The 23,080-nt window shown below is 38.3% G+C and carries 21 protein-coding genes and 1 pseudogene; 8 read left to right on the top strand and 14 right to left on the bottom strand.

Going from position 1 to position 23,080, the window contains the following annotated elements:
- Positions 1-413: 413 nt before the first annotated feature.
- From KIT27_02945 to KIT27_02955, 3 genes are all read left to right on the top strand, one after another.
- On the top strand, positions 414-842 hold the full coding sequence (locus KIT27_02945; protein ID MCW5588601.1) for a hypothetical protein: 429 nt from the start codon (positions 414-416) through the stop codon (positions 840-842).
- Between the two features lie 270 nt (positions 843-1,112).
- Positions 1,113-1,928: a hypothetical protein gene (locus KIT27_02950; GenBank protein ID MCW5588602.1), complete on the top strand. Its 816-nt coding sequence runs from the start codon at positions 1,113-1,115 to the stop codon at positions 1,926-1,928.
- A gap of 14 nt (positions 1,929-1,942) precedes the next feature.
- Entirely contained in the window at positions 1,943-2,665 is a 723-nt protein-coding gene (locus KIT27_02955; GenBank protein ID MCW5588603.1) for a sel1 repeat family protein, read from the top strand.
- A 115-nt stretch (positions 2,666-2,780) separates the two neighbouring features.
- On the opposite strand, the pseudogene KIT27_02960 reads toward KIT27_02955, so the two are convergent.
- The 6 genes and pseudogenes from KIT27_02960 to KIT27_02985 form a co-directional block, all read right to left on the bottom strand.
- Positions 2,781-2,993 (bottom strand): annotated as a pseudogene (locus KIT27_02960) (TraY domain-containing protein).
- A gap of 257 nt (positions 2,994-3,250) precedes the next feature.
- Complete coding sequence (locus tag KIT27_02965; GenBank protein ID MCW5588604.1) at positions 3,251-4,117, bottom strand: hypothetical protein; 867 nt, start codon at positions 4,115-4,117, stop codon at positions 3,251-3,253.
- Positions 4,118-4,290: 173 nt separating this feature from the next.
- A complete protein-coding gene (locus KIT27_02970) occupies positions 4,291-5,229 on the bottom strand; it encodes a hypothetical protein (protein MCW5588605.1) in 939 nt (312 codons plus the stop codon).
- A 259-nt stretch (positions 5,230-5,488) separates the two neighbouring features.
- Positions 5,489-6,997, bottom strand: a complete 1,509-nt coding sequence (locus tag KIT27_02975; GenBank protein MCW5588606.1) for a SpoVR family protein — start codon at positions 6,995-6,997, stop codon at positions 5,489-5,491.
- Positions 6,994-8,259: a YeaH/YhbH family protein gene (locus tag KIT27_02980; protein ID MCW5588607.1), complete on the bottom strand. Its 1,266-nt coding sequence runs from the start codon at positions 8,257-8,259 to the stop codon at positions 6,994-6,996. The genes KIT27_02975 and KIT27_02980 overlap by 4 nt, the downstream gene beginning before the upstream one ends.
- Positions 8,260-8,267: 8 nt before the next feature.
- Entirely contained in the window at positions 8,268-10,196 is a 1,929-nt protein-coding gene (locus KIT27_02985; protein ID MCW5588608.1) for a PrkA family serine protein kinase, read from the bottom strand.
- Between the two features lie 239 nt (positions 10,197-10,435).
- On the opposite strand from KIT27_02985, the gene pepN reads away from it, so the two are divergent.
- From pepN to KIT27_03010, 5 genes are all read left to right on the top strand, one after another.
- Positions 10,436-13,075 (top strand): aminopeptidase N, encoded by a 2,640-nt coding sequence (pepN, locus tag KIT27_02990; GenBank protein MCW5588609.1) that lies wholly within the window; start codon positions 10,436-10,438, stop codon positions 13,073-13,075.
- 92 nt (positions 13,076-13,167) lie between these two features.
- Positions 13,168-13,557 carry a type IV secretion protein IcmD gene (locus KIT27_02995; GenBank protein ID MCW5588610.1) on the top strand — a complete coding sequence of 130 codons (390 nt, stop codon included), beginning with the start codon at positions 13,168-13,170 and terminating at the stop codon, positions 13,555-13,557.
- 98 nt (positions 13,558-13,655) lie between these two features.
- Complete coding sequence (locus KIT27_03000; protein ID MCW5588611.1) at positions 13,656-14,027, top strand: response regulator; 372 nt, start codon at positions 13,656-13,658, stop codon at positions 14,025-14,027.
- On the top strand, positions 14,014-15,456 hold the full coding sequence (locus KIT27_03005) for a PAS domain-containing sensor histidine kinase (protein ID MCW5588612.1): 1,443 nt from the start codon (positions 14,014-14,016) through the stop codon (positions 15,454-15,456). Before KIT27_03000 ends, KIT27_03005 begins: the two co-directional genes overlap by 14 nt.
- A gap of 150 nt (positions 15,457-15,606) precedes the next feature.
- Positions 15,607-16,746 (top strand): hybrid sensor histidine kinase/response regulator, encoded by a 1,140-nt coding sequence (locus KIT27_03010; protein MCW5588613.1) that lies wholly within the window; start codon positions 15,607-15,609, stop codon positions 16,744-16,746.
- 13 nt (positions 16,747-16,759) lie between these two features.
- On the opposite strand, the gene KIT27_03015 is transcribed toward KIT27_03010, so the two are convergent.
- The 8 genes from KIT27_03015 to KIT27_03050 all read right to left on the bottom strand — a co-directional run bounded on the left by KIT27_03015 (position 16,760) and on the right by KIT27_03050 (position 23,068).
- The gene (locus KIT27_03015) at positions 16,760-17,569 is read right to left on the bottom strand and encodes a nucleotidyl transferase AbiEii/AbiGii toxin family protein (protein ID MCW5588614.1); all 810 of its coding nucleotides are present in this window, start codon (positions 17,567-17,569) and stop codon (positions 16,760-16,762) included.
- Positions 17,556-18,359, bottom strand: a complete 804-nt coding sequence (locus KIT27_03020) for a type IV toxin-antitoxin system AbiEi family antitoxin (GenBank protein ID MCW5588615.1) — start codon at positions 18,357-18,359, stop codon at positions 17,556-17,558. The genes KIT27_03015 and KIT27_03020 overlap by 14 nt, the downstream gene beginning before the upstream one ends.
- Positions 18,360-18,550: 191 nt before the next feature.
- On the bottom strand, positions 18,551-19,534 hold the full coding sequence (locus KIT27_03025) for a hypothetical protein (GenBank protein MCW5588616.1): 984 nt from the start codon (positions 19,532-19,534) through the stop codon (positions 18,551-18,553).
- Positions 19,531-19,860, bottom strand: coding sequence for an MmoB/DmpM family protein (locus KIT27_03030; GenBank protein MCW5588617.1), 330 nt, complete (start codon positions 19,858-19,860; stop codon positions 19,531-19,533). The genes KIT27_03025 and KIT27_03030 overlap by 4 nt, the downstream gene beginning before the upstream one ends.
- 1 nt (position 19,861) lies before the next feature.
- Positions 19,862-20,167, bottom strand: coding sequence for a Rieske 2Fe-2S domain-containing protein (locus KIT27_03035; protein ID MCW5588618.1), 306 nt, complete (start codon positions 20,165-20,167; stop codon positions 19,862-19,864).
- A 6-nt stretch (positions 20,168-20,173) separates the two neighbouring features.
- The gene (locus tag KIT27_03040; protein ID MCW5588619.1) at positions 20,174-20,461 is read right to left on the bottom strand and encodes a hypothetical protein; all 288 of its coding nucleotides are present in this window, start codon (positions 20,459-20,461) and stop codon (positions 20,174-20,176) included.
- Complete coding sequence (locus tag KIT27_03045) at positions 20,445-21,935, bottom strand: YHS domain-containing protein (GenBank protein MCW5588620.1); 1,491 nt, start codon at positions 21,933-21,935, stop codon at positions 20,445-20,447. Before KIT27_03045 ends, KIT27_03040 begins: the two co-directional genes overlap by 17 nt.
- A 17-nt stretch (positions 21,936-21,952) precedes the next feature.
- Positions 21,953-23,068: a PAS domain S-box protein gene (locus tag KIT27_03050; protein MCW5588621.1), complete on the bottom strand. Its 1,116-nt coding sequence runs from the start codon at positions 23,066-23,068 to the stop codon at positions 21,953-21,955.
- Between the last annotated feature and the right edge of the window lie 12 nt (positions 23,069-23,080).

Raw genomic sequence — 23,080 nt, forward strand, 5'->3', positions numbered from 1 at the left:
CACCAGTCTGACTCAATATAATCGATAGCAGTGAAAAGGCGAGGGTGATTATCATAATACCAATGGTATTGGGTAATTTAAAAAAACGATAATTTAAATAGCTGGCAAGTGCGGTAATAAAAAATAGTGAGGCTAATATTGCTTGCAAGGACACAGCTATGCTCTCTTTTGCCGTTAAAAGGAGTAGTTTATAGTAATTTTATCTGCCTTGCTAATCGGATGGATATAGCATTCTACTTGCCTGTAGCCCGTATGAAGCGCAGCGAAATACGGGATGTTAATTATAGAGTTTACTCATCCCCTAGAAACTGCAAAAATAAGCAGACAATATTCATTACGCTTGGGTAGAAGCTCCTTATAGCCTTATCTCGGCGTTACCACACAGAGGATACACGATGCGTTTAAAAAAACTGATGAGTATTTTTTTATTGATAAATGCTTTTTCACTAGTTGTGGCACAGGCGGCGTCGCCTCAAGTGATTTGGACGGCGGTGTTCAACCATATCACTCCGCTTAATCCAAAAACTACTTTAGAGTATTGTCGCCAACACACCCCCAGTGTGATTGTCACCACCATTCAGCAAATTACTAGCAAAAATGGGGTGAAAGGATTAAACGGCGTGACGATCCGTTATTTGTCTTACCGAACTGAGATCAAAGATCATTTATATTTTAATCTCGTGAATGCTATCGTAAGCGGTAAAAATCACGATGGCAGCTCGTGGTCAGAACCCATGAAACTTTATGAACAAACCTTAAGTGCCGCCGGTGAAACGTATACGGTATGGAGTACGGATAAATGCAAGGGCACTTTTCTTGGGACTCCTACAGTGATAGGCTAGAGTGCGATGGCAACTTGTTGATTGATGAACAACAGAATGCAGTTGATACGGATACAGATTGCAATTAAGTCTACAGATAGATTACTATTTTTGGGTATTTCTGTAGACTTAAGATTGAAAAATGCATAAGCTGCAAGCAATTCAAGTGCTGAAAAATCTTGATAAAAATGGAAAAACTTCATTTCTCAAATAAGATTTATGCAAACTATTTTCTCATGACTCACTATTCAAGGTTACAGACTCTTAAAGTAATAACAGGGAGTTAATCACATGATCGATCACAAAAAGCGCTTTGAAGATCGCTTAAAAATATCCTTAAGCGCACAATTTAAAAACGAGAGTGCAACAGAAAACGAAGAGCTTTTTCATTGTGCGCAAGCAAAACAACGTTGCCAAGCCATGCACCAATCTTTGCATGAGGGTAAGTGCATTCTTAAATTCTTGTATTACTCCTTGCAAAAAGTACATGTAGCGCTGAGTGAAGAAAAGTCACAGCACGTTAGTCTGACCCAAAATCTCAATATGTCGCAACTAGAAAAACTAGAGCACGATCTATTCTTACGCATTGAATATTTACAGGCTATGGATGCTGCTGCGTTTGCAGACGAGAAAGAGGCGCATGTAAAATTAGAAACATTTTTAGCTGCTGCGCTCGATAAATTAAATAAAAATTTGCATATTCAAAAAAATGCATTCCAGCATGATTTACAAACTTTGCGTTTTGCCTTTAGCCAGTATATTAAAATTTCTCAGAAGCACCTGACTTCAGCGAGTGATTTATACGATAATTCGAGTGAGAGACAGCATCTGCAAGAATGCAAAAAACGACTTTTATTATTGAATAAATTAGCCAATATAGAAAAAATAAACCATGATAAAGCCATTGATGTGTTTGCCATGTTATTTTCCGAACAACCCTTAGCATGTTTGCGTTATCGAGAATCTCTTCATAGGCTTTATCAGGCACTAGCTGATGAAGTGGAATACCTGTATACTCGTCCAGCATTACGCTATTCTCGTTATCTGCGTCGCGGATTGAGTGACTATGACGAGAATGAAAATAACAGCGAAGATGACGACAAATAATGGAGGTTTTTATCGTGCAAAAATTTAAAATAATGGTAATAATTTTGGCATTCAGTCTTGCTGGGGCTTGGGCCAAAAAACCCGAATCAGATTTTACCGCCACTTGTAGCAAGCAAGATTTAGAACAAATTAAAACCGCCGTAAAATCGGCTAACTGTCGTTTACAATATTTAATGGGCATGATTTATATTCACGGCGTGGTGGTAAAAAAAGATTATGCAAAAGCCTTGGCGTGGCTGAAATTAGCGGCTGAAAATGGCGATGATAATGCACGTGTTTATTTAGGAGTCGCGTATTTTTACGGTAAAGGCGTAAAGCAAGATCCCGAAAAAGCCTTATATTGGTTTCGCCAAGCGGCTCACCAAGGTGATATTAATATCGAAAAATTTTTACAAAAAACTTATTTTAATTCGATCTCCAAAGACAGTCACCATCAAATTATTCCCTATATCGAAGCACAAGCCAAAGCCGGCAAAGCCGATGCGCAATATTTTCTAGGACTGTTGTATACGCAAGGCGTCGGTGGTTTTGCCGAAGACGATGTCAAAGCCTCTTATTGGTTTGAAAAAGCCGCCAAACAAAACATGGCAGAAGCCCAATATAATTTAGCGGTAAATTATTTATACGGTTTAGGCGTTAAACAAGATGATAACCTCGCTATTTACTGGTTCCAAAAAGCCGCCACCAACGGCCTAAAAGAAGCCAAACGCACGTTAAAACTCATCGCCAGCCAATAGGCGTGGCCTGGAAGTAGCCTGGAACGTAGCGTAAGCGGAGATCCAGGATCGAAGTTTTAAAATTTCACTGATCCTGGATCTCCGCTTACGCTACGTTCCAGGCTACACCCTACGATCAATCGTCCAAGCCAAGTGCCTTCTCCACATCCGTATGACTTACGCGCTCGCTGGGGTATTCTAAACGATGAGCAGCTAAATAATGATCTTCGAGATCACCAAGATGCTCCATAATGGCTTCACGAGCATAAAAAGTTTTGGTACGCCCCGTCGCTTTTGCTAAATGAGCAAGGCGTTATTCAATATCGTCAGATAATCGAATGGCTAACATCAACATGACTAAATCCTCAAGAGTTGCTATACATGTATAGCATGGCACAAAAATCCATTGTTGGTTAAAGAAAAATAGCACAGCCTGGAAGCCTGGAAAGTACCGTAGCGAAGATCCAGACTTGATCTCGATTAATCTTCAATCTTTAAACGCGTCACGAAACTTGATTAAATTCAGTATGCGGTTATTTATGTTCCTGGATCACCGCTAAGCTACGATCCAGGAAAATTCCCTGAATAGTTTTCTCATGTTTCTTATTATCTATGCATAGCATACCTATAAGCCAAGATCAGACCGTTCCTACCTGCAGCAAGCCCTTGACTATTTAGCAAGGGAGCCACTAAAAGATTAGCAATTCCTTCTCCAATACTATCATATTTTTTTATGATATATAAAAGAGCACCTATTGCTAGTGATAAACCTCCCCCGAAAAGAATATACTCTTTAACATCATAACCAGATGTATTGTCCGTTAATCCTAATAGCTCACATTGTTGATGTAATTCTTTATTAAAATACGCAAGGGTATTATTTATTACATCTAAAACGAAGGGGGAGTTATTTGATAATTGCTCGGCAGTGTTAAGTTTAAGTTGAATCAAGTTATTACTGGTATAGTTTAAGAATTCGCACACAAAGGTTTTAAGATTTTCTAAAACTATGCCAGGCGTATCGGGAGTTACGAAAGAAAGATCACTAAAATTGTTTTGTTGGAGATAGGTTTTTAAATTCTCTAACGCCGGTCTAATGGCTGAACCGATTGTATTAAAACAAATTGCGGTATTATTGAAAGGAATGTTTGGATTTGAATAACATAGATAAGGAAGGCCACGCGTATTAGTGGCGCTTGCTTTATTTGTCATGCTGGTTAATGCGCCAAGAAAGAAAAATAAAGTGAATTTCTTAAGAGAAAAGGAGCATAAGCTCTTATTAACGCTAAATAAAAAAGAATTAAAAAAATGCTGATTGCTAGTTTCGTCAAACGATTGATTTTTCGTCTGTGGCTTTATCACAATACCTTGTTGTTTTTGCGCATCTTTAATTTTCGCTAATTCCTTTTTTGGCAAGGTGTTTTTATTCGTAGAATTTTTATATCCAAAAAGTTTATAAATATTAGAGAGCATATTAATACCTTTGTTAATTTAGTCGATTAAAAGTAGCCTGGAACGGAGCGTAAGCGAAGATCCAGGATCAGTGAAATTTTAAAACTTCGATCCTGGATCGCAGCACAGCGAAGTTCCAGGCTACGTACTGAATCACCGCTGCGATGCGATCCAAGCTACAGCACTAACCAAGATCACATCCTGTTGGCTGCACCTGAGCTGGAGGTTGGATCTACAGGAGCAGCTGCGGCACCCGCAGCTCCGCCGCCGGCCGCAGCAACAGGCACTACGACACCCGCAGCTGCTCCTGGAAGAGCAACATATCCTGGCGCTGCTGCTGGAGCCTTTTTGCAATCCTTATAACCATAATAACTCCCAACAAAGGCGGCTAGACCGGCAATCCCAAAAATTATATAAAGACCTGTAAAGTCATTCGAAGGTTCCAGCTCATCACACTGGTTATTCAATACTGTACTTAATTTTTTAAGAACGTGAGCTATTGTATTTAATACTAGCGTGCTATTTTTAGCTAAAGATTCTGCCACATTAATAACAAGGTCTAATGGCCCAGATTCTGAATTTTCATAATTGCAAGAAATTGAGGTAAGCATTTTTAAAGCACTTTCGGGTATATCAACCAGAGTATTAAAACCATAACTTACCAAACAAGCGAGCAGATCTTGATACGAAGGTATTTGCCTTGAGGAACCATCGGTATTAATACACAGTGCAGTGTTATTAAACTCCGGTTGTGGATTAGCCAAGCAGGTATATTTAGCGGCAGTGCGCGTTGCTTGGAGTAAGAGGCTAATAATCAATAAAGTTAGGGCATTTTTATTCAGAAGCTTGGAAGACTGATTAATCCCATGTTTAGGTAGTGTATCTTGAATTTTTTTGAGAATGGCTCGTGATAATGTATTGTTACTTTTATTATTTATTTCTGCTATTTTATTCAAAAGCGCTGTGATTGATTCCAGTGACGATGGAGTATTTGGAGTAGGCTTGGAAGGTGTATTAATTCCAGCTTGTTGTTGTGCTTGTTGAATTTTTTTGATGGTATTTGGTGATAATTTGTTTTTACTTTTATTTTTTCCTGCTATTTGTTTAAGAGTGTTAAAAACATTTGCTAACATAATTATACCTCGACTCATTAATATTATATTTATATTTTGCTCATCACAGAATAAGTGGGATGGATTGAGCAACGCGGAATTCGGGAACGGTGAAATTTTAAAACTTTGATCCTGGATCTTCGCTGCGCTACGTTCCAGGCTACATGCTGCGCTCCGTTCCAGGCTACATGCTGCGCTGCGTTCTAGGCTACGTTGCGATGTGCGGGCATTGTAACTCATGGATCTTAGCTTAGTGTGACAGATTAATTCAAGTTCAATCTTATTCTGAACTTTTTTCTGGGCAATGAAAGGTTTTAATAATCTTACCTTGGTGATCGACGGATTCTAAATGGACGTCAAAGCCCCAAAGTGTGTGTAAATGTTTTAGCACTTCTTGAGTTTCGGTTGCAGCGAGTGGTTTGCGATTGTATTGATGGTGACGTAATGTCAGTGAGCGATTACCACGAGTATCCACATTATAAACTTCAATATTGGGTTCGTTCGAACCGAGATTATATTGTTCAGCTAAACTACTGCGCACATGTTGATAACCCGCCTTATTGTGAATAGCGGAAATTTCTAAAAAATCGAGTTCATCATCATCTAAGACACAAAATAATTTTAAATCGCGAATGACGCGGGGCGATAAATATTGGGCGATGAAACTTTCGTCTTTAAAATTGCGCATGGCAAAATCTAAGGTTTGCACCCAATCGCTGTGAGCAATGTGTGGAAACCAATCTTGATCTTCAGCCGTGGGATTATCACAAATACGTCTGAGATCGGTAAAAATAGCATAACCTAAGGTATAGGGATTAATGCCTGAATAATATTTACTATCGAAAGGTGGTTGGTAAATCACGTTAGTGTGCGATTGTAAATTTTCGATCATGAATTCATCAGTCACCGAACCTTGATCGTACAAATCATTAATAATTCGATAATGCCAAAAGGTTGCCCAGCCTTCATTCATCACTTTCGTTTGGCGCTGCGGATAAAAATACTGGGCGATTTTACGAACAATTCGTACAATTTCACGTTGCCAAGGTTCTAATAATGGAGCATTTTTCTCAATAAAATATAAAATATTTTCTTGGGGTTCTTCGGGAAAACGTTTAATGGCTTTGGCATCGTCGTTGGCTTGTTTTTGCGGAATGGTGCGCCACAGATCGTTATATTGTGATTGGCGATATTCCTCTAATCGTTTTTGGCGATCACGTTCTTCTTGCAGCGATAATTTGGGAGGATGTTTATAGCGATCGACACCATGATGACTCAGCGCATGACAGGCATCAATAATGGTTTCTACCGCTTCAACGCCATAGAGTTCTTCGCATTCATGAATATAATTTTTAGCAAATAATAAATAATCGATGATCGAATCGGGGTTAGTCCAAATTTGAAATAAATAATTATTTTTAAAAAAAGAATTATGCCCATAACAAGCATGGGCAATCACTAGCGCTTGCATGGCCATGGTATTTTCTTCCATTAAATACGCAATACAAGGATTGGAATTAATGACAATTTCATAAGCCAAACCCATGGCACCGCGTTGATAATTTTTTGATAAGTTCACCAATTGTTTTCCATACGACCAATGAGCATAACCTAATGGCATGCCATGCGACGCATATGCATCCAACATTTGTTCTGCGGAAATAACTTCAAGCTGATTGGGAAAGGTATCCAAACGATAAGACTCGGCAATGCGCGCGATTTCTTTATCGTACGCATCGAGCAATTCAAAAGACCATTCCGAACCTGTAGAAATGACATTACGTTTCATGCTGGTTGCCTTTTAAATAATTCATGGAGTACGGGAAAAATTTCGGAGCGATTATCAATTTTTTGCATGGCGAAATTGTCAAAGCGTTCATCAAGTTGTTTATAGGCTTCCCATAAACTTTGATGATGTCTTGGCATAATTTCCACATAAGCAAAATATTGTACGAGGGGAATAATGTCTTTTTGTAATAAATCGCGACAATAAGGCGAATCGGCATTCCAATTATCACCATCGGAGGCTTGGGCGGCATAAATATTCCATTCACTAGGAGAGTAACGATCGTCCATGATTTTTTTCATCAGTTCCAAAGCACTCGATACCACGGTACCGCCAGTTTCGCGGGAATAAAAAAATTCTTGTTCATCGGTTTCTTTGGCGGAAGTATGATGACGAATAAATACTAATTCGATTCGCTCGTAATTTCGTGTTAAAAATAAATAGAGTAAAATAAAAAAACGTTTGGCGATATCCTTTTTCATTTCATCCATAGAACCCGACACATCCATAATACAAAACATCACGGCTTGTGTGGTAGGTCTTGGCAGTTTTATGCGGTTATTATAGCGTAAATCGATTTCATCGATATACGGTACGGCAATAATTTTCTTTTTTAAACTGGCAATTTTTTGTTTTAAGGCTTCAATTAAGGCAATATCGCCATTAGTTTTTTCGAGTTGCTCAAGTTCCGTTTCTGCTTCTTTTAATTGTTTTTTATAAGGACTTCCTAAAGCAATGCGACGTGCTTGCGCGCTACGCATGGATCGTACGATATTAATATTGCTTGGAATTCCCGAGGTGGTGTAGCCCGCGCGCACGTATTTATACGAAGGAATGCGAGCAATTTTTTGTTTGATGAGATCGGGCAATTCCATGTCTTCAAAAAATAATTCTAAAAATTCTTCGCGGGAAATTTCAAAGCCAAAATTATCTTCTCCTTCGCCATCTTGGCTGGCATCACCGCCGCCACCACCAGCGCCACCACCACCATCAGGGCGCGACACGCGATCGCCTGAATTAAATTCTTTATTGCCAGGGTGAATGACTTCGCGTTTACCGCCATTAGTATGATGAATAAACGGCTCAGAAAGATCGCGTTTGGGTATTATGATTTTTTCGCCATTTTCAATGTCGGTGATGCTGCGTTTACTGACAGCATCTTCAACTGCTTTTTTAATCTGTTGTTTGAAACGGCGAATAAAACGTTGTCGGTTGACAATATTTTTATTCTTACCATTCAATCTGCGATCGATAATTTGTGACATGCATCACCTCATGACGATTTACGAACACGCAAATACCATTCACACAACAAGCGTACTTGTTTTTTGGTGTAGCCTTTTTCCATCATGCGAGCGATGAAATCTTCATGTTTTTTCTGATCTTCAACAGACGCTTTGGTATTGAAGGAAATAACCGGTAATAATTCTTCGGTGTTGGAAAACATTTTTTTCTCAATCACTAAACGCAATTTTTCATAACTGCGCCAATCGGGATTTTTACCATTATTGTTAGCACGCGCACGCAGCACAAAGTTAACAATTTCATTACGAAAATCTTTAGGATTACTAATGCCCGCTGGTTTTTCAATTTTTTCTAATTCTTCGTTTAATGATTGACGATCAAAGTTTTCACCAGTGTCGGGATCGCGATAGGATTGATCTTGGATCCAATAATCCGCATACGTTACATAGCGGTCAAAAATATTTTGCCCGTATTCAGAATACGATTCTAAATAGGCAGTTTGAATTTCTTTGCCGATAAATTCAATGTATTGCGGAGTTAGATAACCTTTAATAAAGGAAACGTATTTCTCAGCAATTTCCGGTGGAAATTGTTCTTGTTCAATTTGTTTTTCTAGGACATATAATAAATGAACGGGATTAGCCGCCACTTCGCTATGATCAAAATTAAAGACTCGCGATAAAATTTTAAATGCAAAACGCGTGGAGAGTCCTTCCATGCCTTCATTCACACCAGCAAAATCGCGATATTCTTGATACGATTTGGCTTTAGGATCGGTGTCTTTTAAGTTTTCACCATTGTAAACACGCATTTTGGAATAAATGCTGGAATTTTCCGGTTCTTTTAATCGCGACAATACGGAAAACTGTGCCAAAATCTTTAAGGTGTCTGGTGCGCAGATGGCATCGCGCAAGGAAGAGGAGGCCAATAATTTTTCGTAAATTTTAGTTTCTTCAGACACGCGTAAACAATAAGGCACTTTCACAATATAAATTCTGTCTAAAAAGGCTTCGTTATTTTTATTATTGCGAAACGCATGCCATTCGGATTCGTTCGAATGCGCTAAAATAATGCCATCAAAGGGAATAGAAGAAATGCCTTCAGTACCATTATAATTGCGCTCTTGGGTGGCCGTGAGGAGGGGATGCAATACTTTGAGTGGCGCTTTAAACATTTCCACAAAATCCAATACCCCGCGATTGGCTAAGCATAAGCCACCGGAGAAACTGTAGGCATCAGGATCGTTTTGAGAAAAATCTTCGAGTTTGCGAATATCAATTTTACCGACTAACGATGAAATGTCTTGATTATTTTCATCACCAGGCTCTGTTTTTGCAATGGCAATTTGATCGTGTTTCGAAGGATGAATTTTCACTACTTTAAATTGGGTAATATCGCCATTATATTCATGTAAGCGTTTGACAGCCCATGGGGAAAGTGTGGTTGAAATATAGCGACGAGGAATATGATATTTTTCTTCGAGTAGAGGACCATCTTCTTGCGGATCAAATAAGCCTAAGGGAGATTCATGTACCGGTGAGCCTTTTAGCGCATAAAATGGGGTTTTTTCCATGAGCGATTTCAAACGTTCAGCTAAAGACGATTTACCACCACCAACGGGGCCTAGCAAATACAGGATTTGTTTTTCTTCTTCCAAGCCTTGTGCAGCGTGGGTAAAAAACGCCACGATTTGTTCAATCGCTTCTTCCATGCCATAAAATTCCGAAAACGCTTTATACGTTTTAATGACTTTATTGGCAAAAATTCGACTCATGCGTTGATCGTGACTGGTGTCGACATACGTGGGTTTACCTATGGCTTCGAGTAAGCGTTCGGCGGCATTGGCATAAGCCATGCGATCGGTTTTACATAATTCTAAGTATTCTTCGAGTGTTAATTCTTCTTCTTGACGTTTTTCATAGCGTGCTTTGAAATGATTAAAGATTTCGGTGCCCATGGTTTATTCCCCTCGAGTGTGATGCTGAACTGGGATTTACTTGCTCACTTTAAAAGTTACTCAACATCCTACGACAAATCAACCCCTTACATTTGATTATAGACTACAGATGGGCCGAGTAAGAGAGTTTTTGTTTATTTTTTTTGTGCGCTTATCGCGATAGGCCGAGCTTAGCTTGCAACTTAGATTCAGCCTACCTACAATGGCCGTTTTATTATTCAGTAACGAGAATCAGCAAAATGTCACAGACCATGCAAACTATTTATCGCCAAGACTACCAACAACCGCCATTTTGGGTGGATACCATCGATTTAACCGTAGAATTAGGGGAAGAGGTTACCCAAGTGACGTCAAAAGTCGCTTATTATCGTAATCCCGAACAAGCACGTTTACCCTTACGGTTGCATGGGCAAAAATTAACATTAGTCAGCATTCATCTTAATGATTCGCCTTTAACGACAGCGGATTATAGCGTGGATGAACAAGGCTTAACACTGCTAAATCCTCCCGAAACATTTAAATTAACCATCGTCACCCACATCAAGCCCCAAGAAAATACGGAATTAGAAGGGTTATATAAATCCAGCGGCAATTTTTGTACGCAATGTGAAGCCGAAGGGTTTCGTCGCATCACCTATTATCTCGACAGACCCGATGTCATGGCAAAATTTACCACCAAAATTATTGCTGATAAATCCCGTTATCCGGTTTTATTATCGAATGGTAATTTGGTGGCAAAAGGCGAACTCAGCGATAACCGTCATTGGGTGTTGTGGCAAGATCCCTTTAAAAAACCCGCGTATTTATTTGCGCTCGTGGGTGGAAATTTAGTGTGTGTGGCCGATCATTATAAAACTCTGTCGGGGCGGGAAGTGGTGTTGCAAATATTCGTGCAAGCGGGTAACGAAGATAAATGCCAACATGCGCTCGATTCACTAAAGCTTGCGATGAAATGGGATGAAGAAAAATTTGGCTTAGAATACGATTTAGATATTTTCATGATTGTGGCAGTCGATGATTTTAACATGGGCGCAATGGAAAATAAGGGCTTAAATGTTTTTAATTCAAAATTTGTCTTAGCCAATTCCAAAACAGCTACGGATACCGATTATATTTATATTAGTCTAGTTGTGGGACATGAATATTTTCATAATTGGACGGGGAATCGGGTAACATGTCGTGATTGGTTTCAATTAAGTTTGAAAGAGGGTCTAACCGTTTTTCGCGATCAAGAATTTGTTAGCGATATTACTTCCCGCGATGCGCATCGTGTGAATAATATTGTTAAACTGCGTAATTATCAGTTTCCCCAAGATGCAGGTCCTTTAGCTCACAGTGTTCGTCCAGATTCCTATATTCAAATTAATAATTTTTATACCACCACCATTTATGAAAAAGGCGCTGAATTAATTCGCATGATGCAAACCATTGTCGGGGAAGCAGGTTTTCGTCGTGGTATGGATTTATATTTTCAACGTCACGATGGGCAAGCCGTGACTTGCGACGATTTTGCTGCTGCGATTGCCGATGCCAATCAGGTTGATTTTAGCCAATTAAAATTATGGTATAGTCAAGCAGGTACCCCAGTGCTCACCGTATCTTCACAATATTTTCCAGAAACAGCAGAATATCACTTAACCATTCAGCAAAGTTTAGCAGCAACGCCAGGGCAACCTCACAAATTACCCATGCACATGCCAATTAAAATGGGGTTACTCGATGCAAAAACGGGCGAGGCCTTACCCTTACAATTAAAAAATACCCAAGAAACTCACCACGAAATGATTTTAAATTTCACGCAAGTATCACAAACATTTGAATTTGTGAATGTAACATCAAAACCGCTTCCTTCCGTGTTACGAGATTTTAGTGCGCCAGTCAAACTGAACATCGACTACCGTGAAGATGAATTAATATTTTTGTGGCAGCACGATAAAAATAATGTCAATCGTTGGGAGGCAGGACAACGCTTAGTGTTATCGCTCATCTTACGACTGATTAATGATGTTAAAGCACAAAAAACCTTGCACTTAGATGAAAAGTTTATTCAAGCCTTTCATGCCATCATGGAAGATAAGCAGATTGATCCTTATTTCAAATCGCGTTTATTGCGCTTCCCCAGTGAAACTACCATTGCTGAAATGGTTGCCGAAATTCATCCTGATATTCATCGCCAGGTGCGTCATTTTTTACTTGCCACTATTGCACACTCTTTATCTTCGCAATTAATGCAAGCGTATCAGGCGACTCGTGCTCAGCAGCCTTATTCTTACACGATGAGCGAAGTGGGACGTCGCGATTTAAATGGTTTTTATTTGCAACTGTTAGCCGTTTTAGATACGCCTGAGATTGCGGCGATGGCTTATCAGCAATTTAAAACGGCCGATAACATGACGGATACTATGGCCGCTTTAACGGCATTAAACGATATGCAATGCCCAGAGCGTCAACAAGCACTCGATGAATTTTATCAAACATGGCAAAGCAACCCGCTGGTGATGGATAAATGGTTTGCTTTACAAGCCATGTCGGTGTTACCCGACACGCTCGATAATATAGAAAAATTACTCAAACATCCTGGATTTAATTTGAAAAATCCCAATAAAGTGAAAGCGTTGTTAGGGAGCTTTTCTTTGCATAACTTACATTATTTTCATGATGTCAGTGGCAGAGGCTATCAACTCTTAGCCGATGCCATGATTGAATTAGAACCCTTAAATCCATTAATCACCGCCAGAATGTTGGAACCGCTAACGCGCTACCAACGTTTGGAAGCCAAACGCTCCGAGCTGATGAAAGCGCAATTGCAACGCATTGCAAAATTGCCTAAATTATCGTCCGATGTGTTTGAAGTGATTGAAAAAGCCTTGAGTGAATAAAAACTGCCAAGGCTTAATATTTTCTTAAGGTTAATAGATTAAAATGCGACAAGTGTACTTACTTTTGGGCGCTTAATATTGAGGTAAGATCGATGAAACAAAAACTGACATTATTTTGGCTGGGCTTATATGTTATTGTTTGTGGTTTATTCTTGGTGGACCCTGCCTTTGCGAGTTCTGTAAATCCCAATTCATTGGGTGCCATGGCTAACACGTTAACGTCTAACTTTGGTGCTTTAGCACGATTAATCACGGCGGGTTCGTATGTGGCTGGCATGGGATTTGGCGTAGGGGCTATTTTAAAATTTAAAGCCCATAAAGACAACCCCACCCAAATTCCGATTGGTACCCCAATTGCTTTAGTATTTATTGCTGCGGCACTAATTTTCTTACCCGAAATTTTCAAAGCCACGGGTTACAGCTTATTCCAAAGCGGTGGCAGTGTCGGTGGTATTTCTGGGGTGACTTCATTTACCCAATAATAATTATTTTACTGACCGCACGTTCATATATTGATTTTGGGCTAGAAATTGAATAACCTAGCCCAATCTGCATAGAAAAGCTAAGGATGGAACAGTCGATGAGACTCCTCATAGTCGATGATGACTTAAATTTTCAGTATATTTGCCAACGGTTATTGCAATCGAATCCGGCTCTCGAAGAAATTGGCTTTGCTTGTCATGGTGAAGAAGCTCTCAACAAAATTAATCAATACGATTTAGTTTTATTAGACATCAACATGCCAGTGATGGATGGTTTTGAACTCTTAAATGCGTTACAACACTCGTCCTTTGCTCCGCCCCCGATTTTAATGATGTTAACGTCTTCCGAAGAAACACGCGATATTAAAAAAGCGCTTGGCTACCAATTTGTAAAAAAATTTTTAATTAAGGAAGTCGATAATACATTAATGGCGAATACCTTAAATGAGGCCATTAATGAATATTTATGAAAAAATTTTTATTAAATCCCCAGTAGCATTATTATTAGTGAATAACGAACGCAAAATTTGCTTAGCCAATGATGCTGCAGAAGCTTTGTTTGAATATTCAAAAGAAGTTCTTTTAGATGCTAAAATTGATATATTAATTCCCGATTCCAGTAAATCTATTCACCCTGATTATGTAACCCAATATTTTAAAAATCCTTTTCCTCGACGTATGGGGGTCGGTTTGGATTTACATGGTAAGAAAAAATCGGGCGATACCTTTCCAATTGAAGTGGGATTAAATCCGCTGGATGATGATGGTGAATTATTGGTGATGGCTTCGATAATTGATATTACTGAGCGAGTAAAAGCCGAAGAAAAATTTCGTAGCGCGGTGGAGGCCGCACCCAATAGCATGTTGATGGTAAATTCTAAAGGGGTGATAGTATTAGTCAATGAACAAACAGAAAGCTTATTTGGCTATCCTCGATCTGAGTTATTGGGAAAACCCATTGAAATGTTAGTACCCGATAAAGTCAAAGAAATGCATCCCACGTTTGTGCAATATTATATTAAAAATCCCACACCTCGTTCCATGGGAGCGGGGCGTGATTTATTCGGCCAAAAGAAAAATGGTGAGCAATTTCCTGTGGAAATTGGTTTAAGACCGGTATTCGCCCGTGAAGATACTTATATTATTAGTAGTGTCATCGATTTAACAGAACGTGAAGCTGCAAAAAAACGTTTAATTGAAAAAAATGAAGAATTGCAACAGTTTTCGTATCGCACCTCACACGATTTAAAACAACCTTTAGTTAATATCTCACATTTATCGCATTTTGCGTTAGAAGACATTAAGAATGAACAAATTGATAGTGCTATTAACAATATTAATAAAATTCATCATTCAGCAAAAACATTGAAACGTTTATTGGATGATATTTTTTCGTTAACTAAAGTAGATTTTATCAAAGAAGAATCGGTGGAGTTTGATTTTCAGCAATTCTTAGATACCTGTTTAGTAGAATTGGATATTCAACTTGCAGATTCTAAAGTCAAATTTATCACGAATTTTAATCATACGCGATCGCTCATTGTTCAACACACTCGCTTAAAACAAATATTAAATAATTTAATTTCTAATGCCGTTAAATATAGCCATCGTGAAAAATCACAACAATTTGTTAAGCTTAATACCTTTAATGATAATCATTTCTTTTATATTCAAGTGCAAGATAATGGCCTTGGTATACCAAGCGATAAAATTGCTTCTGTGGGTAATATGTTTGTGCGGCTTCATCATAATCACTGTGAAGGTAGTGGTCTTGGGTTGTATTTAGTCAAAACCCATATCGATCGCTTGAATGGTGAGATGAGTATCGATTCTGCCGTCAACCAAGGAACCACGGTAACGCTTAAATTTATGTTGCCTGAGAAAACAGTAGGAAAATGAATAATTTGTAGATAATCAAGCTTAGTGATAAAGTTATCTTACTATACTCAGTGAACGTTTGTTAGGGATAAAAAGATAGCCTAAGTAGACTATAGTTCGATCAGTTATTTTATATTGATACCTCAATAGTCATAAGGATGAGGACAAATCATGCAAGATGTAGTGAAAATTCTGATCGTCGACGATAATGAAGTCGATAGACTAATATATAAAGAACACATTCATAATTTCCCACATCAAAAAAATTATGAAATTACCACAGCCGACACGGCTGAAATGGCGTTAAATTTATTAGCCACTGCACAGTTCGATTGTGTATTAATTGATTATCATTTACCTGACTATACCGGCTTAGAATTTATTGACATGATTAAGCAAAATTTTAACGCTTATCCCCCCATTATTATGTTAACCGGTCAAGGTAATGAAGATGTCGCATCTCAAGCCTTAAAATTAGGAGTGAGTGATTATATTATTAAATCACGCCTCACCCAAGAAGCCTTGCATCGTGCTATTACCAATAGTGTCATTAAACGCTATCTTGAAGATCAATTACGCGAAAAAAATGCTAGTTTATCGCTGGCTAATACCAGTTTACAAAAAATGAATGATGACTTGCATAAATTACATCACGTTTTATCGCATGAATTAAAAACACCTTTAACCGCACTTTATGAATTTATTAATATCTTATTAGATGGGATTATGGGTGAATTAAGCAAAGAACAAAAAGAGATATTAAAAAATGTCCTAGAGTGTTGCGATCAACTAAAAATGTATATTAATGATTTGACTGATTTAATGTTACTCGAATCAGACAAAATGATTTTAGAAAAGGCAGATTTTCTCATTGAAGAATTAATCAATCATTCAATCAAGCTAACTCATACCAATGCCGAGTCCAGGCACATTCAGATGAGTACAGAATTCAATAAATCCATTCATACAATCCATGCTGATGAAAAACGCATTTTGCAAGTTATTATTAATATTTTGAATAATGCCATTAAATTTTCTCCAGAAAATAGCACTATTCATATTAAAGTTTCCTCGACCACGGATAATTATGTGACCATTGCAATCAGCGATGCTGGTTGTGGGATACCCAAAGAGCATCTCAGTAAAATTTTTAATGCCTATTATCAAGTGGAAAACGAAGCAAAGCGCAAAGGTCTAGGGTTGGGGCTTAATATTTGTAAATTAATTATTGATAAACATCAGGGTAGGCTTGAGGTCGAGAGTGAAATTAATCAAGGAACCACCTTCAAAATTATTTTGCCGCAATTTTAGGGAGTATTGAGGATTATTTTTTCCATGGTTCCCCTGGAAGTTGATTAATAAGCTTATCAAATATTACGTGAAACGCTTTCTCTGGTTCCCAAGCACTAGTTGCTGGTAGCACTTGCTTTGCATCACTCAAAAAATCTTTCGACTGACTTTTTTCAAATAGATTTTTTTCATACTCTGCACGACTGATTTTAATTTTATGCTGATTATTATAGTATGTGAATGCTTCTAAAATACTATGACAATTCACGTTAAGTTTGGTAATCGCCATCCAAAGATCATATAAGTCTCGCCCTTTAGCTCGCTGATAAAGTGCTCTTAGTTTTGTGCCCATTAATTCTTCTAGCGTATACGTTCTTATGCTTGCCTTACCTGAAAACCAAGGATTTTCCACTTGATAGTCTTTTTCTTGAAAGCCAAACACCGTGAACGACTCAACGGTATTAATTTCAATTTTGAGGCGAAGCGGTATTGGAGGGATGTCTTCAGAATTGAAGCGATAAATAAATTTCACTGATCTTGCTGTTTGTTTCCAGGATGCTTTCTCTAACCACGGATCAATAGCATTACGAATCGCCCCCATCACTTCACCTATTGGCTCATCTCTAATTTGTACCAAATCAATATCTTCGCTATATCTAGCTAAAGAATCACAATAAAGTTTATTCAGTGCCGTCCCACCACGAAATGCTAATGTTTCTTGAATAATCGGTTGTTGAAATAGTAAAACTAGCGCGCGACTTAATACTAAATCCTGCTCTACTTGTGATTGGAAAACCCAAGGCGCATATTGTCGCCAATGAATAATATGTTTATTCGGTATCATCTAAGTCGCTCTCCACCTTGGCGTTAATATAAAGTTGCCATTTTTTGCATTTTTCAGCATTATTTATCCCTAGATAGGGTACTAAGGGTATCCTCCTTGATTTTATGGTTTTTAAATATGCTAATAGCGATTGCGCCGTATCCTCATGGCCTAATAATTCTAGTAAATAACCCAATCGCTGTACCCATGCAGATTCTTTAAACACGGTTGTCAATTCAAGCAGTTTTTTCTTGTCTAGTTGCTCTCCCAACTCATGAAGAACGGTGGCAACCCGATTAATGCCAGCACTCTGCCGCATAAATCTCACCAAATCCATTGCGGTGGCTTCTATGGTCGAAACCAACAATGTCCCTGTGGGTGTTTTTAAGAATTCTACAGGTGTTTTGTGGCAAGCTGCATTTTGAATAAATTGAATAGCAACTTTTCCACAAATAATATCAGGGCGAGTAGCAGGCAACACAACTTGAACATTTTGAGGTTGTTGATGAGCGGCACCATGAAACATGGCAGCGCTTAGTAATCCAACATAATAGATTTTGTGCCAGTGCGACATTAAATCATCAATGAAATAATTGGGCGGTAAGCAACCTAATGTTCTAAATTCAGGAGTTAAAATTAGATAGTAACCTTTCGCAGGAGTTGTTATCTCTTTGTTATATAAAAGGCGCTCCAACATCCGTCTAGCAGCTTTGTTTGTTATTCCAAGATCGTTTTGCATCTGCCCAATAGTAAAGGCAATCCTGCCTCGTCCTATTAGTTGATCGATGTATACCTTTGCTTTATAAGTCATATCATAATATTTGCTTAAAGCCCCTTTTTAAGGGGCTTTATATAAAAGTTATGCATATTTTAAGCGGGGATTTTCGCTAAGTCAAACAAATCTTGATCATCTTGTATTTGCTCATGGAGTTGCTTTATGAAAAAATAATTTGAATTCTCTCAAAATCGACAGCGAAATTAATCAAGGAACCACTTTCAAAATTATTTTGCCGCAATTTTAATACTACACTGAGTTAAATACCCTCGATAAAATCGATCTAATTCTTCAAGAAGGAGGGTTGAATTATTTTTTTGTGTCGGCAATAGTGGTTGCAAAGCCGCACTTAACTGCTCAATCGTCTGGTACATGCTGGGGTATAACTGCTTAACCCACTGTTCTATTGAGATGAGATTTTTTTGCTGTAGTTGAATGAGTAACTGCACGAGTGCTTGTGAATAATTTAATTGCCATTGGCAATCCCTATATAACGATAACAGATATTCGGAGAATAAATAATCTTGCTGTTCGAGTGCTAATGGCACCAGTTGATAAAAACAAAAATAATCGAACATAGGCTTAATCACTAGATTGGTTTTAATGAGTGTTTCGCCAAAATCATAGCAAATTAATTGCGTTTCGAGGGTTTTACGTAAAGGTTGCCATGCTGGATGGGTTTGCCAAGTATGGCGTGAAACGCGCTTAAAATCAGCAATATTTGCCGTTACGGTAACAATTTTATTGACAAGACTTTGAATATGACGCATTTCATCGGCAGCTTGAAATAATGCAGCAATAGCTAATTTTCCACTCGGGGCGAGTTGGCCAATATAACTTGCAAGCATTTGCAATCCATGAATGGGAAAGCGTAGGGTGCCAAAAAAATCTTGAAGAAACTGTATCCAGGCTGGCGATAAATTATTGAGATACTGTGGTTCTTGCATGGTTAACAATAATTTTTGAGTAAATTCTTCTTGTTTGCTTTGACGGGTGACGTAGCTACTATAAGTGGTTTTAGCAGGATCTGAAAATTCCTCCCAGTCCGTTGCTTGTAAAGGGGATTCTAATACATATTGTTGATACCACTGTTTAAATGGCGTATTAATTTCAAACGATTTTTCTGGATGATAAAGTAATTTTTCGCTGGTTAAGGTGTAATCATCGGGAATTTTTCGTTGTTTTTCTAAATGCCAATAAGTTTTTTTCATGATCGGTTTTTCTCTTGATCAAGTGGTTGATAAGACCAAATCAGTTTGTCAGCAAGAATTTGCAATTTACCCCGAAAGGCCGTCATATTTTTTTCCAAATCTTGAGGTAAATAAAAAGTATCATTTAAATATTTTTCAATACAAGCAAGAGTAACTTCACAATACTTAGGCACTAATACGCGCCAATACGCTAATTTATCTTCAACCACAACAGGATAATTTAATTCGCGAATGGCTTGAATAATTGCTGCCGAGGTGGTGTTGGGCAGTAGGACTGGACCAACTCCATCACTCAGATCCCAGTTATTAGTATTATCAGTCGACATATTATTCACTCCATTCTAGCCATAAATTATCATCAATCACTTGCAGCGGAAATGAGCGTAATTGTATACAAGGAGGATTAATGCCACAGCCATTGGTCACATCATATTGCCAATGATGTGCACTACAAGTTAATACGGTATTTTCTAGATGACCTGCACTTAATGGCACACCTAAATGTAAACAACGATCTTCATAAGCGTAATAATGATTATTCGCGGCGATAATTACAATGTTGGTGTCATGGATTTTAAATGATCGCATTTCACCTTGCCACAATTCTGAAAGCGGAAATAATTTGATTAACATACTGTATTAACCTTTTAAATCCACTGAATTTACGATTTGCACAACATCAATTCGATCTAAGGGTTTTATTCCAGCAGCCAAAATATTTTTATTAAGTTCTAATTCACGCCCTTGATGAATAACTTTGCTAATGCTGCCGCTTGGCACGCGGACAGCAGCCGCTTGCTGTAATTTTTGTGCTGCGGTGAGTACAGTATCGAGTGAATTGGCTAAAATTAATAGGCCTAAACTATCTCCTTGTAAGAAACCGTATAAAGGAATGAGTTGAGATTCATGATCATTTTTTTGTGTCATGCTGATTTCTCCTTAACCATGAATAATTCCCTCGCATTATATCTTTTCCCCAGATAGTCGCGTCTAAATTAAAATAATGTTTGGCTAATTCAAATACGTTACCAGGCGCTAGACCTCCGAGAATGCGCGAAACTACATCTTGATGCTGAGAATATTTTTCCTGCTCTTGAGTAAAAATCCATTCACACGGTTCAGAGCAAAAAATATATTTTTTATTTTGATGAATTTTTATTCGCGCATGATTATGCAGGGGCGTGCCATTGCACAATACTAATTGACACAATTGGCAAAACCCAATCGGGGTAGCGCCATGCGTATACCACATCACTTCGGGTGGTGACGCTTCCCAACGTTTATCCAGATGTTGCCAAATAGGAGCAATATGAGGCCACGATGTTGGATATTTTTCGTTTAACCATTCGCGCTCTTGTGGATTTGGCATAACAAAATCAAACCAAGTCGTCGCGCGATACGTATAAGCACTGGCATAAACCATATGATGATAATATTCAATATTTTCTAAAAATAAATCCCAATAAAATGGTTTTTGCATGCCGTATTCTTGTAATGAGCGCACATAGTGATCGATAACCCATTCCTGCATAAATTCTTTAAATGACGATTGACGAGCGTGACAAGGAGTAAAATAATCCATGGCAAATCCCGTCATAATCGAAAATAATAACCAGCTACGCCAAAACCATTTATCTAATAAATATTGCGCGTAATCGCGATCGTGTTGAGCAATAATTGTTAATACCGCAGGACCAATTTGAGCATGACGAGCTTCATCGGTTTGAATACTGCTGAGCATTTTTTCAAATAATTTATCATGAGTACCATGAGCAAGTGCTGATAAAGCAATAAATTGTAAATTGGTAAATCCGGTTTCAAACACAAAATTCGTGGCTAAGGCAAATTCAATTGGATTGGCGGTTAATAATAATTCTTCGGCAAAATGTCTGGCAGCGATGGCAATCCAGTTATTGGTATGATAAAACTGGTGCGTCCAATTAAAAGCGGGATCAAATCGTAATAAGGAATGCATTAAGCGTAGCGGGATTTGGGTATGACGTAATTCATCGAGTGCACCAAAGCACGCCATATTGCGCCACGCGCTATCACGACCAAAACGCATAGCGCGTAAATTTCCCACGACCGCCATAAATTCTGCTAAAGGAAAAATTGCCGAATGCAATTTGAGTGTGCTTAACCATGATGGAGGTAATTGTTCGATATCCTGAAGGCGTCCAAATAATTCACTGACTGCTTTGACGCTACGTTCTTTATCCTCTTGTAAAATTACATACTGTTGATAGGTGGTTTTATACGGTTCTTGCCAGCTCGACCAAGCCGCATGCGAAAGCCACGGAGTGCCACTGATTTCAGCAGGATAAAGCTGAGTTTCATCGATATACGTGACATCCCAATCCAATTTACTGCATAAATCTGCAATCTCTTCTGCGCTAGCCACGGCAACTCTCCTATTGATTAGGCGGCAGGTAAGGTAAACGTAAAAATAGCACCTTGATTGGGAATGGCTTTGGCAGAAATCGTTCCCCCATGAATTTCTACAACCTTTTTGCAAATACTTAAACCAATGCCCGAGCCGGTATATTTTTTATCGGTATGTAAGCGTTTAAAAATATCAAATATTTTTTCAGAAAAACGATTATCAAAGCCAATACCATTATCACTAACATTGAATTGCCAAAAATTTTCTTTCGCTTGCCAATCCAGGTGAATTTTAGGTGCAAGATCACTGCGATATTTTATGGCATTACTGATTAAGTTTTGCAAAAGTTGAATGATTTGAATTTTATTTCCCATAACTAAAGGCCAAGGTTCTCCGTAAGTGATGGTGGCTGTATTTTCCGTAATACTACTGTGTAAATTCACTAAAACAGTTGTTATCACTTCGCTCATATCAACGGGCGATAAAGTGAGAGATTCGTTTTTAATCCGGCAATAAGACAGCAAGCCTTCGATGAGTTGTTTCATTTTTTTACCGCTAAAGTCGATCATTCTCACTAATTCTTTTGCATCATCATCTAAATTATTTTCAATTTTACGGGTGAGTAAATCGAGCAAGCCGACAATGTTTCTTACCGGTTCTTGTAAATCATGAGAAACAATATGAGCAAAATTTTCAAGCTCGGCATTGGTATTCAGCAAGCGATTGATTAAAGTTTGTTGTTGCTGTTCGTATTGTTTAATATCGCTAATATCAACGCAGGAGCCAATGTAACCACAAAATTTATTTTCTTGGTCAAAATAAGGAGTGCCTTGATCGAGCAGCCAGTGATAATGCCCATTTTTACTGCGTAAACGATATTCCATGCGAAAGGGTTCGCGACGATTAAATGCCGTTAAATAGACATCGATCATATTTTGCAAATCTTCCGGGTGAACACCTTCCGTCCAACCGACACCAATTTCTTGCTCTAATGTTTTACCGGTAAAACTTAACCAGACATCATTAAAAAAATAGCACTCAGAATTAACATCAGACATCCACAGCATGACTGGCGCTGAGTTTGCCATTGTAATAAAACGCTTTTCAATAATGTAGTCATCTGCAGATGAGTGATGATGTTCAATTACCATATCGCTTCCCCT

This window comes from Legionellales bacterium (assembly GCA_026125385.1).
Lineage (GTDB): Bacteria > Pseudomonadota > Gammaproteobacteria > JAHCLG01 > JAHCLG01 > JAHCLG01.

What these genes read in the sequence shown, in the direction of transcription:
- KIT27_03000 (MCW5588611.1), top strand. Translation starts at nt 13,656, where the DNA reads ATGAGACTCCTCATAGTCGATGATGACTTAAATTTTCAGTATATTTGC.
- KIT27_02970 (MCW5588605.1), bottom strand. Translation starts at nt 5,229, where the DNA reads ATGTTAGCAAATGTTTTTAACACTCTTAAACAAATAGCAGGAAAAAAT.
- pepN (MCW5588609.1), top strand. Translation starts at nt 10,436, where the DNA reads ATGTCACAGACCATGCAAACTATTTATCGCCAAGACTACCAACAACCG.
- KIT27_03015 (MCW5588614.1), bottom strand. Translation starts at nt 17,569, where the DNA reads ATGATACCGAATAAACATATTATTCATTGGCGACAATATGCGCCTTGG.
- KIT27_03010 (MCW5588613.1), top strand. Translation starts at nt 15,607, where the DNA reads ATGCAAGATGTAGTGAAAATTCTGATCGTCGACGATAATGAAGTCGAT.
- KIT27_02995 (MCW5588610.1), top strand. Translation starts at nt 13,168, where the DNA reads ATGAAACAAAAACTGACATTATTTTGGCTGGGCTTATATGTTATTGTT.
- KIT27_02965 (MCW5588604.1), bottom strand. Translation starts at nt 4,117, where the DNA reads ATGCTCTCTAATATTTATAAACTTTTTGGATATAAAAATTCTACGAAT.
- KIT27_03005 (MCW5588612.1), top strand. Translation starts at nt 14,014, where the DNA reads ATGAATATTTATGAAAAAATTTTTATTAAATCCCCAGTAGCATTATTA.
- KIT27_03025 (MCW5588616.1), bottom strand. Translation starts at nt 19,534, where the DNA reads ATGAAAAAAACTTATTGGCATTTAGAAAAACAACGAAAAATTCCCGAT.
- KIT27_03050 (MCW5588621.1), bottom strand. Translation starts at nt 23,068, where the DNA reads ATGGTAATTGAACATCATCACTCATCTGCAGATGACTACATTATTGAA.
- KIT27_02945 (MCW5588601.1), top strand. Translation starts at nt 414, where the DNA reads ATGAGTATTTTTTTATTGATAAATGCTTTTTCACTAGTTGTGGCACAG.
- KIT27_03030 (MCW5588617.1), bottom strand. Translation starts at nt 19,860, where the DNA reads ATGTCGACTGATAATACTAATAACTGGGATCTGAGTGATGGAGTTGGT.
- KIT27_02975 (MCW5588606.1), bottom strand. Translation starts at nt 6,997, where the DNA reads ATGAAACGTAATGTCATTTCTACAGGTTCGGAATGGTCTTTTGAATTG.
- KIT27_03035 (MCW5588618.1), bottom strand. Translation starts at nt 20,167, where the DNA reads ATGTTAATCAAATTATTTCCGCTTTCAGAATTGTGGCAAGGTGAAATG.
- KIT27_03020 (MCW5588615.1), bottom strand. Translation starts at nt 18,359, where the DNA reads ATGACTTATAAAGCAAAGGTATACATCGATCAACTAATAGGACGAGGC.
- KIT27_02950 (MCW5588602.1), top strand. Translation starts at nt 1,113, where the DNA reads ATGATCGATCACAAAAAGCGCTTTGAAGATCGCTTAAAAATATCCTTA.
- KIT27_02980 (MCW5588607.1), bottom strand. Translation starts at nt 8,259, where the DNA reads ATGTCACAAATTATCGATCGCAGATTGAATGGTAAGAATAAAAATATT.
- KIT27_03040 (MCW5588619.1), bottom strand. Translation starts at nt 20,461, where the DNA reads ATGACACAAAAAAATGATCATGAATCTCAACTCATTCCTTTATACGGT.
- KIT27_02985 (MCW5588608.1), bottom strand. Translation starts at nt 10,196, where the DNA reads ATGGGCACCGAAATCTTTAATCATTTCAAAGCACGCTATGAAAAACGT.